Annotated in this window: 9 protein-coding genes and 1 pseudogene; 6 read left to right on the top strand and 4 right to left on the bottom strand. The window is 44.9% G+C overall.

Annotated elements, in window-relative coordinates:
- The first annotated feature begins 30 nt into the window (after positions 1-30).
- Both QY97_RS15220 and QY97_RS15215 read left to right on the top strand, forming a co-directional pair.
- Positions 31-1,491: an aldehyde dehydrogenase family protein gene (locus QY97_RS15220; RefSeq protein WP_039234556.1), complete on the top strand. Its 1,461-nt coding sequence runs from the start codon at positions 31-33 to the stop codon at positions 1,489-1,491.
- Between the two features lie 12 nt (positions 1,492-1,503).
- Entirely contained in the window at positions 1,504-2,850 is a 1,347-nt protein-coding gene (locus tag QY97_RS15215; protein WP_039234559.1) for an aminotransferase family protein, read from the top strand.
- 72 nt (positions 2,851-2,922) lie between these two features.
- Here QY97_RS15215 and QY97_RS15210 read toward each other — a convergent pair whose 3' ends face one another.
- Positions 2,923-3,942 carry an STAS domain-containing protein gene (locus QY97_RS15210; RefSeq protein WP_039234562.1) on the bottom strand — a complete coding sequence of 340 codons (1,020 nt, stop codon included), beginning with the start codon at positions 3,940-3,942 and terminating at the stop codon, positions 2,923-2,925.
- A gap of 399 nt (positions 3,943-4,341) precedes the next feature.
- On the opposite strand from QY97_RS15210, the gene QY97_RS15205 reads away from it, so the two are divergent.
- The gene (locus QY97_RS15205; protein ID WP_052728996.1) at positions 4,342-7,887 is read left to right on the top strand and encodes an EAL domain-containing protein; all 3,546 of its coding nucleotides are present in this window, start codon (positions 4,342-4,344) and stop codon (positions 7,885-7,887) included.
- A 147-nt stretch (positions 7,888-8,034) separates the two neighbouring features.
- Here QY97_RS15205 and QY97_RS15200 read toward each other — a convergent pair.
- The 3 genes and pseudogenes from QY97_RS15200 to QY97_RS15195 form a co-directional block, all read right to left on the bottom strand.
- A pseudogene (locus QY97_RS15200) lies at positions 8,035-9,306 on the bottom strand (tannase/feruloyl esterase family alpha/beta hydrolase); the annotation flags it as partial.
- Positions 9,307-9,318: 12 nt separating this feature from the next.
- On the bottom strand, positions 9,319-9,630 hold the full coding sequence (locus QY97_RS19665) for a hypothetical protein (protein WP_052728994.1): 312 nt from the start codon (positions 9,628-9,630) through the stop codon (positions 9,319-9,321).
- 274 nt (positions 9,631-9,904) lie between these two features.
- Positions 9,905-10,489: a hypothetical protein gene (locus tag QY97_RS15195; protein WP_039234564.1), complete on the bottom strand. Its 585-nt coding sequence runs from the start codon at positions 10,487-10,489 to the stop codon at positions 9,905-9,907.
- A 453-nt stretch (positions 10,490-10,942) separates the two neighbouring features.
- Here QY97_RS15195 and QY97_RS21090 point away from each other — a divergent pair, with 453 nt between their 5' ends.
- From QY97_RS21090 to QY97_RS15180, 3 genes are all read left to right on the top strand, one after another.
- On the top strand, positions 10,943-13,450 hold the full coding sequence (locus tag QY97_RS21090) for a multicopper oxidase (RefSeq protein WP_198402943.1): 2,508 nt from the start codon (positions 10,943-10,945) through the stop codon (positions 13,448-13,450).
- A gap of 289 nt (positions 13,451-13,739) precedes the next feature.
- Positions 13,740-14,312, top strand: a complete 573-nt coding sequence (locus QY97_RS15185) for a copper resistance CopC family protein (RefSeq protein WP_039234569.1) — start codon at positions 13,740-13,742, stop codon at positions 14,310-14,312.
- Positions 14,309-15,406 (top strand): copper resistance D family protein, encoded by a 1,098-nt coding sequence (locus tag QY97_RS15180; RefSeq protein WP_039234571.1) that lies wholly within the window; start codon positions 14,309-14,311, stop codon positions 15,404-15,406. The genes QY97_RS15185 and QY97_RS15180 overlap by 4 nt, the downstream gene beginning before the upstream one ends.
- The last annotated feature ends 308 nt before the right edge of the window (positions 15,407-15,714 follow it).

Genomic DNA, 15,714 nt, shown 5'->3' with positions numbered 1-15,714 from the left:
CTAATTCCTTCATAGAGAGGTGTGATCCCTATGAGAACGAAAGTATCTGCCCATAAGATGTTCCTCGCAGGAAACTGGATTGGAAAAGAAGAGACCATCGCTGTCCACGATCCGCAAGATCATTCCATTATCAGCACAGTGCCAAAAGCATCAGCAGAGGATATGCTCCTTGCTGTGGAGGAAGCGAAAGCTGGTGCAGAGATCGCTTCTTCTATGCCGGTCCATGAAAGAATGGCCATATTAAATAGAGCGGCCCAATATATTGAGGACCGCCAGGAACAGTACGCCATCACCATTGCCAGAGAAGGCAGCAAAACGATCCGTGAAGCAAGAAAAGAAGTGAAACGCTGTATTGAAACACTAAGAATCAGTGCGGAAGAGGCAAGAAGGATTCATGGAGAGACCATTCCTTTTGATCAAATGAAAGGAAGCGAGGAGCGTGTCGGCTATTATTACCGGTTTCCTATCGGCATTGTCGGGGCCATCACTCCTTTCAACGATCCGCTGAACCTCGTTGCCCATAAGGTAGGACCGGCGCTTGCTTCAGGGAATGCCATTATCGTGAAGCCGGCTACAGCGACGCCTTTAAGTGCTCTTCTTCTGGCTGAAGCGTTTGAGGAAGCGGGGCTCCCGAAGAAAGTACTGTCTGTTATTACAGGAAACGGGAGCGAGATCGGGGATTCATTAGTGACGCATCGGGATGTGCGAATGATTTCTTTTACAGGGGGATTAGAAGCAGGCAAAAAGATTGCCCGAAAGGCAGGGCTCAAGAAGATCAGCATGGAGCTTGGATCCAATTCGCCAGTCATTGTCTTAAAGGACGCCGACCTTCAGGAGGCGGCGGAATCGATCGTCTCAGGCGCCTTTTGCGCGGCAGGACAAAACTGCATCGGCGTGCAGCGGGTGTATATTGAGCAGGAGACCTTTGAAGCCTTTTCTTCTTTATTGATTCAGCAGGTGAATCAGTGCAAGACAGGGAACAAAATGGCGGAATCGACGGATGTCGGGCCGATGATTAATGAAAAAGAAGCGATGCGGGTTGAAAGCTGGGTGAATGAAGCGGTGTCGAAGGGAGCGGGCTTATTAGCTGGCGGAAAGCGTAACGGAGCTTTCTATTCACCGACTGTGTTAACGGATGTCCCGGATGACTGCACGATTGCGAAAAAGGAAATATTTGGTCCTGTTGTTTTGCTTTATCCGATCGATCATTTAGGAGAAGCGATTGAGCGGTCCAATGATGTCAATTACGGTCTTCAGGCAGGAATTTTCACAAAGGACCTAAATAAGGCCTTTGCAGCCATCCGTCATTTAAATGTCGGGGGAATTATGGTAAATGACAGTAGCGATTACCGCATTGACGGCATGCCTTTTGGAGGAGTAAAAGGATCAGGTCTCGGCCGGGAAGGTGTGAGATTTGCGATTCAGGAAATGACGGAGCCGAAGGTGGTTTGTTTTAAGCTCAATCAAAGCTGGCAGCCAAACTCTATATAAGGGGGAGAAACCATGTCCGTACAATCAACGGAAAGTCTGCAAAAAATGTATGAAAGCCTAGCTGAAAAAGATAAGCGACACTTTATGCACCCGACCACTTCTTTGAAGCAGCAGCAACAGCAGGGTCCCGGCCTTATTTTTACTGAAGGAAAAGGCATTTATTTAAAGGACATCAGAGGAGAAGAGTATATCGACAGTTTGTCTTCTTTATGGAACGTGAATATTGGCCATGGAAGGAAAGAGCTTGGAGAGGCAGCGATGGCGCAAATGCAGAAGCTGGCCTTCAGCTCCACCTTCGCGACGAACAGTCACGAGCCGGTCATTGAGCTGGCGGAGAAAGTCGCCCAGATGGCACCAGGAGATTTAACGATGACGTTCTTCACCTCAGGGGGATCCGAAGCGAATGATACGGCATTTAAAACGGTCCGGTATTATTGGCAGCTAAAGGGCCAGCCGGAGAAGAAGAAAATTATCTCAAGGAAGAAATCTTACCACGGGGTAGCAGTAGGGGCCACGAGTGCCACAGGACTGCCCGCCTTCCGCAGCTTCCCGTCTTTGGCACCGGATTTCTATTATGTGGATTCCACGATTGAATCATTAAAGGAAATGATCGAGCGGGAAGGGGCGGAGACCATTGCTGCCTTTATTTCTGAACCGGTTCAAGGGTCAGGAGGCGTGAATCCGCCGCCGGAGAATTATTTCCAGCAAGTAAGAGACATTTGCGATGAGCATAACATTCTCTTTATTGCTGATGAGGTCATTACCGGGTTTGGCCGGACCGGCAAGACATTCGGCATGGAGCATTTCGGCGTTACACCGGATGTGATGTGTATGGCTAAAGGCATCACGAGCGGTTATGCACCCCTTGGCGGAATGGTCATTTCGGAGAAGCTGAGAGATGAACTAATAGACTTATCTGATGGGGCGTACATGCACGGGTACACATACAGCGGCCACCCGATGTGCTGTGCGGTCGCCCTGAAAAACTTAGAGATTATCGAACAAGAAGGGTTAGTCGAGAATGTTCGGCGCATGGGTGAGGAAATAGAGAAGGGATTCCATTGGCTTCAAGAGCGTCATGAGGGCATCGGCAACATTCGGGGCATCGGCTTACTGCGGGCCTTCGAGATCTTTGAGGATAAAGAAAGCAAGAAGAGATACGAAGATCCTGTTTCTCCGAAAGTTGCGGAGGAAGCAATGAAACGCAACATGGTCGGAAGAAGCATTATTTATGAAGGACAGGATACGATCGCTTTGGCTCCTCCTTTCTGCATTACGAAGGAAGAGGTGGAGAAGGTTATAACAATCCTGGATGAGTGCTTGACCGCTGTGAAGAGGAACGGTAATCTGTCCTCTTAATCTAGCTGCACCTAGCAGCTATATACGAAAAAGGCGTCCATGTCAGACGCCTTTTTCGTTAGTTATTTATCGTTACACAATCCTTTTGCCGCTTTTACCTAATGCATAGTAAATACCATGCTGAAGAGACTGAAGGCACTCGAATTTACTTAAATTTGTCAAACTATTCGTGATTTTTATCGCTAATTCAGCTGATATGCCAACGAGAATAACTTCAGTACCCAGCAACTTGGCGGCAGACCCTAATTTTTCAATTAAGTCTGCTGTCAGAGAGGTAATATTGTTTTGCAGGCCTGTTAAGTCGAGTAAAAGATATTTCGTTCTATGTTCAGGTAACTTATTAAGGGTGTTCTCAAACAAATCTTTCGCGCGCTGTTCATCGTATGTTCCAATGAGAGGAACAACCGTAATACCTTCCAGTACGGGAATAAGGGGGGAAGAAAGTTCTCTTACTAGCTCCAGCAAGGCTTTAGTTTTTTCATCAACCAATAGCTCAAGCTCTTTGATTTGCTCTCTTTCCTGCCTTTTTGTCAATTCAGAGATGTTTTTCTCGATGCTGGCCACATCTGAAGGGAAATATTCAACGATACTATAGGCATTGGCTTCATTTTGATGCTGAAGAATGTTATACCAATAAGTTTGTCCAAATAAGCCTGTGAAGACGCCAGCATAATGGGCAGGCACAAAGATGCCTTCGGACTTCTTATTGTCGAGGCTATTCATTTTGAATTCCCAATCATCCTGAATATGCAGGGTAAAGGCACCTTTTTCTGCATTTATTTTTTTAATTTCTGCTTTGCCCCAGCCAGCCGGCGAGTAGGTATTGGATAACCACTGAATCACGTTCGTTTGATCCACACCGGCTATTTTTTTATATCCTTCTCCCACGACAATACCTTGTCGAAATCCAGTGGCTTCTAGAACGAGATTCGTTGCTTCTGTACCAGAGATCTCTCTGATGGTGTCAAAGAATGTTTTCATGGCTGATACCCAAAAGAATACAACATCTCCACCATCAAACAGCACTTTTCCTGCTTCTAAATCCCACTTTAACTCGACACCGCCGGCTTTTATTGTTTTTTTAGCTTCCATGAATGGGTCCCCCTGTTTCTAAGTTGAACGTAAGGTTAATTATATAGTAAGTGTTTCATAATTTCCTAATGATAAATGGTGATTCGACTAACTTCGTTCAAAATGTCTTCCTTTTTTTGCAATAAGTTCTATTTTCATGTGTATAATTAGATAAGGGGTATCGATCAAGGCTTTGCTTTTAAAACCTCATTTAAGTATTAATCATGAGAAAAATAGGTGATTGAAGACGATACTAGTAGAAATAGTGTCGATAATGAACGATATAAAATAGGAAACAAAGTTGGGCAGAAGGTGGGCGATAGCCGGATCTCTGAAGGCTATGGGAGAGGCTTTTCCTTTTCGAGGGTGAGTTTTCTTACATTTGTAAGGCTAAAAGAATCTAACGAATGAGGAATGCAAATGAATACGGGGTATATGAATGATCTATTTAAACATAACGGAGATACGAGATTAATAAAGAGAGTGATTGATAGTCTTAATGCAGCAGTCTGGTACAAGGATTTTGAAAACAATTCCTTTTGGGTTTCAAGCGAGCTGGCGAACATCTACGGCTATACACAAGAAGACTTTCAAAGGTCGCCTGAAACATGGAAGCATGCCGTTTTTCCAGGGGATCTAGAAGTTGTTGAACGCCATATCGAGACGCAGGAGACAGGAAGATCATCGGAGGTTGAATACAGAATTATTCGTTCAGATGGAGAAATGAGATGGATTCAAGAATCTGCCAATCTGGCTAAAGATGAGAAAGGAAAAGTGATTTCCAGTACGGGGGTTGTTAAAGATATTACAGAGCGCAAAATGGCGAATATTCATTTAGCTGAAAGCACTCAGCGATACGACTCATTGTTTGAGCACAGCGAAAATGGTCTGTATTCTCTTGATTTACACGGGTATTTTAAAAGCTGCAACACGGTTTGCGAACAGTTGACCGGTTACCGAAAAGAAGAGCTTGTTCACCGCACCCATTTCCGCGATCTCATTGTCCCTGAGGAAAGAGCGCGGGCTGAACATTATTTTGGGTTGGCAAGAAAGGGGATGCCGCAAAATTTCAGGACATCTATTGGCCGTGCGGATGGCTCCATCGTTCATTTAAGTGTGACCGTTGTACCTACTATTGTAAACGGGCAAATAGATGGGATATTTGGTGTCGCACGGGATATCACCCAGCAGGTAGAGGTAGAAAAGTCTAATGAATACATGGCTTACCATGATTATTTAACAGGATTGCCTAACCGCAACATGCTGTATTCCTGTCTTTCTAAAGAATTGATGCAAGCTTCTGAGAAGAAACAGGAGATTGCGGTATTATTTATTGATTTGGACCGGTTTAAGGTGATCAATGACACACTAGGCCATCATACAGGGGACCTTCTTTTAAAGGAAGTAAAGAAGTGGCTGGAGGTATCTGTAGATGATGTGGACATGATCTTTCGCCAGGGCGGCGATGAGTTCATTGTCGTATTGACAGACACGGATAGACAGCAAGCAGCCGAGGCGGCGAGACGAATGATGAAGGCCCTTGCTGCGCCTATTCACATTAACGGCCATGAAATCTTTACCTCCGCCAGCATAGGAATCAGCCTGTTTCCGGAAGATGGAAAAACAGTCGAGACATTACTGAAGCACGCGGATCATGCGATGTACCAAGCTAAAAGAGCAGGCAAAAAAACGTATGCCTTTTATTCTTCAAACGAGCGCAAAACAGGGATTGACTCTTTAAAAATCGAAACGGAGCTTCATAAAGCGATTGAAAGGGATCAATTATTCCTTCACTATCAGCCGAAAGTGAACTTAAAAACCGGGAGAATCGTAGGGATGGAGGCGTTACTTCGCTGGCATCACCCGGAGTGGGGCATCATGTCACCCCGAACTTTTATTCCTGTTGCAGAAGAAACAGGCCTGATTATTCCTATTGGAGAGTGGGCATTGCGTGCTGCGTGCAAGCAAAATAAAGCGTGGCAGCAAAAGGGTTTTTCAACGGTTATGTCTGTTAATTTGTCCGCCAGGCAATTTAATCAAACCAATTTAGCTGAAACTGTGGCAGAGATTCTTGATCAAACAGGGTTAGAGCCGCATTATTTAGAATTGGAAATTACAGAGAGTATGACCATGGACATTACATGCATCGTTTCTGCGCTGCGGCAATTAAAGAAGCTTGGTGTCCGTATAAGCATTGATGATTTTGGCATAGGGTTCAGCTCTTTGAACTACTTAAAACAGTTTCCTATAGATACGTTAAAAATTGATCAGTCTTTTGTTAAAGAGCTTTATAATAATCCAAGTGATGACACGATCGTGAAAGCGATTATCTCTATGGCTCATAATTTGAACTTAAATGTCGTCGCGGAAGGAATTGAAACGAAAGATCAGCTTGTATTTTTACAGCAGCACTTTTGTGATGAAGGACAGGGCTATTTCTTCAGTGAACCGTTGCCCGCAGATGAACTGGAAGAGATCATCCAGGAGGTCCAGCAAAAGGTTCAAAAATACGGCATTCCTCGGGAAGTTAACGAACAAATGTGGGCAGAAGAATTATTGCGTATGGCCAAAAAAGACCTGCAGGATACTGTTCGCCTGCAGCAGGGCATGACTATGAAGTTCAAAAAAATCAATGGACGGTTTATTCATACACTTTGCGATGGAGAATTATTATACCGATTTGGGCTCATTCCCTCTGAAGTGGTCGGTAAGGAATTATATGACTTTCTTCCGTATAAGCATGCAGATAAAAAAATAGAGTGCTATCAGAGGGCCTGGGAAGGAGAAGAGTTTGTTACGTATGAAGATGAATTAAATGGGATTCCTTATCTGGCGAGCTTACGTCCCGTTAGACGGGGAGGAGAAGTGGTGGAGGTTATCGCTTCATGTGTAGATATAACGGACCGCAAACGAGCCGAGGAAGCTTTGCGGGAAAGCGAGTATAAATATCGCCTGATTACAGAAAACATCTCTGATATTGTTATGCTGCTGGATCAGCAAGGAACGATTTTGTACGCCTCTCCATCCCTTGGGGCCATGCTTGGTTCTCCGTCTGAATGCTATAAAGGAAAAAGCCTGTTTGAGTTGATGCGTACTGAAGGCCGCCCGTTTGCTATAAAGAAATTTAAACAGGCGGTGAAGGATAAGTCTCTTTATGAGGGGGAATCTTACTTTTTACACTCAAATGGGAGCTTGATATTATGCGAAGGCGTCGCCACTCCGGTGATGGGGAGAGATGGAGAAGTAGAGCATTTTATTTTAGTAGGGAGAGACATTACAGAAAAGAGAAAAGCAGAAGAGCTGCTGCTTAAATCCGAAAAGCTGTCAGTGGTAGGAGAGCTTGCTGCTGGTGTCGCCCATGAAATCAGGAATCCTCTCACTGCTATTAGGGGGTTTATCCAGCTGTTTCAACAAGGCATCACGAAGCCGGAATTCTTTCATGTGGTGTTCAGTGAATTTGACCGGGTGGAAGACATCATTAAAGAGTTTCTTAGCCTCGCCAAGCCTCAGGAAATTCGATTAAGGGAAACAGATATTCAAGCGGTACTGAAAGATGTGGAAATCCTGATCGAATCAGAGTCCCATTTACAAAACGTTCAAATCGCTCAAGAGTTCGAACCGGATATCCCGCTCATTATGTGCGATGGGAACCAAATCAAGCAGGTATTTATTAATCTCATTAAAAACAGTATTGAAGCGTTGCCGAACGGCGGCTTTGTGAAGATTGAAGGGGAGAAAGAAGGAGACCATGTCGTTATCAGAGTGAGAGATAACGGAATGGGAATTAGCGAAGAACGCCTCCAGCGGTTAGGAGAGCCCTTCTTCAGCAACAAAGAAAAAGGGACCGGTTTAGGGTTGATGCTGTGCTTTAGGATTATCAGGCAGCATCATGGAACCATCCACTTTAAAAGCAAAGAGAATGAAGGGACGACGGTAGAAATCAGATTGCCTATTAAGCATTCTTAAAGATGGGTGTTTTTCAGAAGAAGAGTGGAATAGTGGTATGCCCAGGTGACTTTCTGGTCTATGATAGAGTCATAAAAAAAGCAGGTTAAAAGGCGTCTTGCCAGCCAACGGCTGATAAGACGCCTTATTTTTGTCAGTAGATTCTTCCTACGGCTGTACGCATGAATAGTTTTCCGCTGAATGGGTATCCCCGGTGCCGTCATATTGAGGCCAGGAAGGGAATTCGCACATCGGGCGGGTACGCTCGCTTTCTTTATCGGCTGTTACTAGATTAACTGGCGCTTCCCCTGTGGACACCCAGCTGTCTAGTTCACTTAAAAGGTCAGCGGTCATATTGAATTCACCGTATCCGTGGCCATATCCAGGAATCAAATAGAACTGAAGGAAGTCATCCAGCTTATTTCCGTATTTCTTTTCAAGCTGCTTATAATAGTCGATGCTTCCGTATGGAGTGACAATTTGATCGGTGGTCCCATGAACGAGCGGGACCTTTCCTCCTAATGCTTTGAAGGCTGAGAGATTCGGCTTGGACGGCTCAAGCAGTTTGGAGGCTGTTTGGATCTCTTTCTTCCATTCATTGGGGTTAAAAGACATCGCATCTAAATTTGCATCCTTAGCTACCATGTAGCGCAGTACCTGGTCAGAGAACTGAGCCATGGCGCCGTGTTCGCTGAATGATGATGGAGCCGGGCTTGTCCCGAATTGGGAGCCGATATCCGCCCCTTCGAGCTGGGAGTAACCAGCAATAGAAGTGACATTATTGGCTAGCTTGAAGCTGAACTCCATCGGTGAGTTGAATGTTTTGATCACTTCAAGCTGTGCTTTAGAAAAACCTGCCTGTGCTAAGTCTTGGAGAATTTGATCGGATTTGTCCGCGCAGCCTTCTGTGTTGCTGATCATCCGGTCTTCGGCACCGTCTAAAGAGTCGCATGCCTGCAGTACGATTTCATTCACACGGCTGTTTTCTTCAGGACTAATCCACCCTTCGCCGTTGTTTTTAAGGAGAGCTTGTGTATTGCGGTTATCTTGAATTGCCTTTGCTATCCAGTTATATACAGGATAGAAGATCACGGCCCCATCATAATCATTAGGCCATTTTTGGATAGCGACTAAGCCTTCACGGCCGCCCTCGGACCCGCCTGAGAAGTACATTTGCTCGGGCTGAGTGTGATAATAGGCATTAATAATCGCCAAGGCGGTGTCGTGGGTTTTCTTGATTTGGTCACCGGCAAAGTTAGCTAGCGCCTCATCGTTCATCGCAAAGCTGCCATCCCAATTGCCTTTTGCTGCGTGACCTGAATCACTTCCCAATGTAACAAATCCTCTAGCTAATGGGGTGGGGCTGTCTTTAGGGTCATAACGGTTATTCTCGAGCCCTGTTACTAAGACGCCATTAAACCCCCCGCCTCCCATTTGAAGTGCTTTCCGATTTCATTCTGAGGGCAGGTTCACCTGGAATTGAATATCAGGCGCTGAAGGGTCTACTGGATGAATGGCCCCTTTTACCTGACAAAACTCCCCATTCTTTTCATCTGCAACGAATACAGCATCAGTAACGGAAGCTCCGCTCGTGCGTAAGCCGATGGAAGATTTGGAGATGGTTAAGTCATTGAGGTGTAAGCAGCTTTTTTCTCCATTTGCTAAAGAGGAAGGTTTCTCCTTCGCCTCCGCTGTCGTTCCTGCCGAAGAGACCAGGATAAGCAGGACGAAGGCAAGGAGGATGGAGTACACAGACTTTCTCATTTCATCATTCCCTTCATTGAATGGATGGTTCTGTTGTTCACCTGTTGAGATATAGCAAAAAATACTTGATCACCTCTTTTTAGGCTAAATATTTAGACTATTCTGATTAATATTAATAGAATACGAGTTTTATTGTCAAGGATAAGGCTGAACTCCAGATAGCTCTTATGTATAAAAGTGAAATAGCCATACCCCCTTCTGACGATGGAAGGGGGATAAGCGTGCGTTCATTTTATTGTTGTGAGTTATATTAAAAGACGGATATCACGTACAGCTAATGATGATGGTTATGCTGCTCGGGCTGATTATCTAAGCTTTCAGGATCTTCGGTAATAGAGGAAGGGGAGGGAAAGGTGAAGAAAACCACAGCTAAAACGCCGCAAATCCCCAAGACGAGCCAAAGCTTAAACTGCTTTATAACATCAGCATATCGAAGTGAGTATAAATCAACCATACTCAGAAGGACGATTAAAATGGTCACTAAAACTGAGCTGATTAGAAAATAATAGCTGTCCAGAAGAGAAAGCATATCCACCATCATTGTCCCCATCATAGCGGACATCATCCCCGAGAATGCACTTTCTATAGCAGCCAGGTAGTGGAAGTGAAGCTTTAAACAGACGGTTACGCTGATAAAAGTGGTAACCGCACATGCAATGAAGGTGGAAAAGAGAAGACTGCTGTTGAAAATCATGCCGGCTAAAACGCCGATCGTAAACCCATAAGACATGCTGATAACCATAGACAAAACCATAAACTTCATATGGTTTTTATCTATGCGGTCTTTCATCATATGAATCGCAGTCATTATACCTAATAAAGTGATCAGCAAAGAGGCAGTTACATAGAGAAACAGCACACTGAATCCCTCCTTTGTTCCATAATATGCCAAACGTTGTAAGGATGAACGGCTATCGCCCTATACAATGCAGTTTTCCTCGGAAGCAAGAGCCAGTTAGTTAGCCTCTTAAATCTATTGATATAGACAGGCCCTGATATGACAGCCTTTCAATATGTAAGATCAAGCAGGTGGCAGACTCATGATACCGTACTTTTTTACTAAAAAAGGAAAGGTATGAGGCGAACAAAGGATAACTGTCCATGTCAATTAGCATTTAACAACATATGATACTGTAATTGTTTCCTATATATGGAATTTAAGTGAGAGGGTGGTGAGTAAGGAAGCGGCTATTAAACAATGGCTGCAGGAATTGGTGTGATTATTCACCCATTTGAATTATATAGGAGATAACAAGATAACATGACAAAGCCTGAGGGTTTTATTAAATAATAAAGAAAGGATGTAAGCATAGTGAGTAATCATGTAAATCCGTCGGATCCAAACACGATTCCAAAGTTTGTGAACGCGCTAAAGAAGCCTCCAGTTGCCAAGCCGACCCCTCATTGTGACTATCCGAAAGGCTCTTATTATGAGCTTGAGATGAAAGAGGGTAAACACCGTTTCCATAAAGATTTTCCTAAAACAAGAATTTGGGGATACAACGGCATCAGCCCTGGTCCTACAATTGAAGCGATGAAGCATAGAACTACTCATGTAAAATATTTAAATAAGCTGCCAAGAGAACACTTCCTGCCAATTGACCGTACATTGCATTCCAGCATTGATACACCGGATGTGCGCACGGTAGTTCATCTTCATGGGGCTCATGTGGACTGGGAAAGTGACGGCTTCCCTGAGGCGTGGTATACACGTGACTATGAAATGACAGGACCTTATTTCAGAAGAGAGGTACACTCCTATACGAACCATCAGCCGGGAGCTACTTTATGGTACCATGACCATGCAATGTCAATGACAAGGTTAAATGTGTATTCAGGGCTTGCGGGCTTTTATCTGCTGCGTGATCCGCTGGAGGAGAGGCTGAATCTGCCATCTGGCAAATATGAAATTCCTTTAATGATTCAGGATCGTTCATTTAACGAGGATGGTTCTCTCTTTTATCCTTATGCGCCCGGATTCGAAGTATCGGTGAATCCATCCATTACACCGGGTGTGCTCGGCGAAACGATTGTTGTAAACGGGAAAGTTTGGCCTTACTTGCGAGTGGAGCCGAGAAAGTATCGTTTCCGGATCTTGAATGCTTCTAATAGACGAGGTTATGTATTAGCGCTAGATAACGGGCAGACCATGTTCCAAATCGGCACGGATGGAGGATTTCTTAGTGAGCCGGCGGAAATTTCCTCCGTTGAGATGCTTCCAGCTGAACGGGGAGACTTTATTATCGACTTCACTGGCAGAGAAGGACAGCAGATTACATTAGTCAACAATGATACAGAGTTTCCTGGTGAACATACGAGTGTGGTTATGCAGTTTAGGGTTGACCTCCCTCTAGAAGGAACAGATGAAAGCCAGATTCCAGAAACTTTATACCCGGAAATGGAAATGCACGAGGATCATGCCCATCTTGTAAGAGATCTGCCTCTAACAGCTTCCACAGATCAATACGGACGTCCAATGCTTATGCTCAATGACCGGATGTACCACGATCCTGCTTCTGAAACACCAGTACGCGACAGCATTGAAATTTGGAACCTCATTAACACTACTCCAATCCCGCATCCTATACACGTTCACCTCGTTCAGTTTAAAATTCTTGAGCGGCGTCCTTTTAATGTAGACCGTTATGTAAATGAAGGGGTACTTGAATGGACGGGGCCGGCAGAAGAGCCTCGGGATTACGAGCGCGGCCCGAAAGATGTCGTCAAGGCGGACGTTGGAATGGTTACTAAAATTATGATGCATTTCAAGGAATTTGTCGGTAACTACATCTGGCATTGTCACTTCCTTGAGCATGAAGATCACGATATGATGAGACCTCTCCGAATTATCGAAAATACCCAGCCTGTACAGCTTCCGCATGCTGATGAAGCGATACCTGTAGAAGAGCCAGCAGAGGCAGTAGTAGAAGGAACGGACGATACAGGAGCAGACACGGCAACTGAGACAACGGAAGGCACAGACGACACAGCAGCAGAAGCGGTAACCGAAGGAACGGAAGGCACAGACGACACAGCGGCAGAAGCGGTAACCGAAGGAACGGAAGGCACAGACGACACAGGAGCGGAAGTGGTAACCGAAGGAACGGAAGGCACAGACGATACAGGAGAAGAAGCGGCAGCAGAAGGAACGGAAGGCACAGACGACACAGTGGCAGAAGCGGTAACAGAAGTAACGGAAGGAACGGATGACACAGGAGGAGAAGTGGCAGCAGAAGGAACGGAAGGCACAGACGATACAGGAGCAGACACGGCAACAGAGGCAACGGAAGGCACAGATGATACCGGAACAGAAGCAATAACAGAAGACACAGAAGCTTCAGGCGCTCCACAGGAAAATGATACAGAAGAGGAACAAAAAGAAATGAAAGGCTCAAAGAAAGGGCAAACGAAGTTACTTCTAGCTCTTCTACTGGTATCAGAAGGCACAGATGACACAGAAGGAGAAGCGACAGCAGCAATAGTAGAAGGCACAGACGATACAGGAGGAGAAGTGGCAGCAGAGGTAGTAACAGAAGAGACAGACGATGCAGGGACAGAAGCAGCAGAGGTAGTAGCAGAAGAGACAGATGACACAGCAGCACAAGGGCAAGGGACTTCTCAGGAACACGATGTTAAAAAAGAATACAAAGGAATGCACGGTGCAAAGAAAGGAAAAATGAAATTTAGCCACCACAAGTTCGTGCATGATCCAGAGAAATATAGCGATGCGTATGAGAAGCTAAAAGCAGATTACATTAGACCATACAAAGCAAAAAAAGATGACACCGAACCACCTGCTGGAGATTCTTCTAACTCATAAGGATGAGTTTGAGACACTGTTCAATGGCTGAACAGTGTCTTTTTCTATTACAGAGAACGCCTGCTACCAGAGACAGCTGGCTGCTTCTTCACTAAGCCAATCTCCCTTTCGGTGTCGTGAATTATAGTCTATTTCCATTAACCATACATAAAGTAAGTTATAAAGACTGCTTTTGTATAGTCTGGAAATGATTTCACATGCACCGTTTGTATCGGCAGAACCCTTTTTGGTTGTTCGCCAATAAGCAAGAAAGCTTATCGAATAGTGATCAAATGAAGGGGGAGGAATCTTGAGAAAAGTAGGTTGTCTTTTCTTGTTCTTACTACTGGTGTTTGCTTCATCTGTATCTGCTCATACAGGTCTAAAAGAGGCGAATCCGGATGAAGGAAAAATTGTAACGGACGGATTAAAGGAGATTGTTTTGACGTTTGATACAGAAGTGGAAAACGGAAGTGCCTTTGCTTTGTTTCATGAAAGTGGAGAGGAAGTAGCTCTGCACACGTTCCGAAACGAAGGGGCTAAGCTTATTGGAGTAGTCGAGGAGCCGTTAGAGGATGGGGAATATACGATCAAATGGAGCATTGTGGGAGAAGATGGCCACTTTGTAAGCGGTGAGTATTCTTTCACGGTGGATGTAGCTGAAAAGGCAGAAGAAGAGCCTGAACCGCCTGGTGGAACAGAAGGTGAAGAGGAGCAAAACCTTAAGTCTGAGGCACCAGAAGAAACAGAAGCCGACTCTTCCGATGATACAGCTGAAGCTGATCAGGAAGGCACAAGTTTATTAGAAACGATCTTGCGAGGAGTACTATTGTTTGCGGCCTTAGCAGTTGTTATTTGGCTTGTGAGAAGAGAGAGAAGATGATTTGGGTAATATACCTGACTGAACTATTACTCTACGTGTGTTTTTCTATTTTAATGGGGGTCTTTCTGCTGCATGTGCTCCCGGCGGCTCAAAGACCCGTTGTTGCTGTTTCTTCAAAAGTCATCAAGTGGTCTATAGCGGGAGTACTGCTCTTCTCGCTCGCCCCGGTTTTTTATTTGATTTTGCAGCTGCAGGTGCACTTAGGCTGGGCGTTGACTGTGCAAAACGTATTATCCAGCTTTGAGATCGGCAAAGCCTGGGTGCTGACGTGTGTCCTCTCCTTTTTCTTTTATTGGTTTGTTTCTCTTTTCCCTGTTTTAGAGGATAGACAATACAGTGCACTTGGATTGATGTTTGTTCTTTTATTAATAGGGACCATCGGTTGGGCGGGGCATTCTGCTTCGCTTAACGATACGATGGGCTTTGTTGATCATTTCACTCACTTAAGTGCTGTCAGTATGTGGGCTGGTGTCTTAGTAGTGATAGGCTGGTTTGGGAAGGGCCATACCAATTGGCTTTTGTTTCTGAAATGGTTTACCCCGTTTGCTGTTGTTTGTCTCTTCCTTATCGGACTGACGGGTATTAGAATGATGACATTAGGAATAGAGGTGGAGCATTATTCAGACGCCTGGATACTTAATTACGGTCAGGCGCTGCTATGGAAGCATTTATTCATTTTGCCTCTTTTATTGTTTGCTTTTCTTAATGGCTTCTGGGGAAGAAAAAAGCTCAAGAGGGATCCGACATTTAACCCTCTCCCGTGGATAAAAGGAGAGAGTGCTCTCCTTCTGCTTATTTTTACAGCAACGGCAGTCCTTGGCCAGCAGCCGCCTCCTCATGAAATTAGCACCGCCTTGCTGCATAATGGAGTGTCACCGCTCTTTCATTATATTTATGGTGAAAGTTTGCCTGCACCATTGCCTGTAGAATTCGAGGTGAGCGGAGCGGGTGTCACTTTCTTTTCAGCTGCTATCCTTTCTTTGGCCTTAGCGTTATGGGGGTTTTTGAGAAAGCTATCAGTACTTTTTGTGTTTGTAGCCAGCTTGCTCATTGCAGTGTCCACCTATTTAGGCCTTATGACCAGCATTCAATGAGGCGAAGAGTGAGGGTTAATTATGATTGTAACAGGCAGGCCGCTTCTCTCTTAAAGAGGCAGCAGGGCCTTTTGTTTTGCACGAAAAATCCCCGCAGCCTGGCTGTGGAGATGATCTAGTTTGTGCTCGTTAGTATTTGATCGAGAGAGAAGAGTAAGAGAAGCTCGTAAGCTTTGTTTCTCGGAAAATGATAGCTATGAAAAAGGAGCCTCCGTTGATGAGGTGCACCCCAAATGTTAGACACGGTCTAATATTTGGAGGTGCTTTTCTTTTGGTCAAATTTACAGCCCAGGAAAAAATGAATACAG

Origin of the sequence: Bacillus thermotolerans, assembly GCF_000812025.2 — a bacterium.
Lineage (GTDB): Bacteria > Bacillota > Bacilli > Bacillales > Domibacillaceae > Quasibacillus > Quasibacillus thermotolerans.
The sequence above is the reverse complement of the archived record's forward strand: the minus strand, read 5'-3'. Positions and strand labels throughout refer to the sequence as shown.

Coding starts and splice junctions, on each gene's coding strand:
- QY97_RS15220 (WP_039234556.1), top strand. CDS start 31: ATGAGAACGAAAGTATCTGCCCATAAGATGTTCCTCGCAGGAAACTGG.
- QY97_RS19665 (WP_052728994.1), bottom strand. CDS start 9,630: ATGAGAAAGTCTGTGTACTCCATCCTCCTTGCCTTCGTCCTGCTTATC.
- QY97_RS15180 (WP_039234571.1), top strand. CDS start 14,309: ATGATTTGGGTAATATACCTGACTGAACTATTACTCTACGTGTGTTTT.
- QY97_RS15215 (WP_039234559.1), top strand. CDS start 1,504: ATGTCCGTACAATCAACGGAAAGTCTGCAAAAAATGTATGAAAGCCTA.
- QY97_RS15205 (WP_052728996.1), top strand. CDS start 4,342: ATGAATACGGGGTATATGAATGATCTATTTAAACATAACGGAGATACG.
- QY97_RS15210 (WP_039234562.1), bottom strand. CDS start 3,942: ATGGAAGCTAAAAAAACAATAAAAGCCGGCGGTGTCGAGTTAAAGTGG.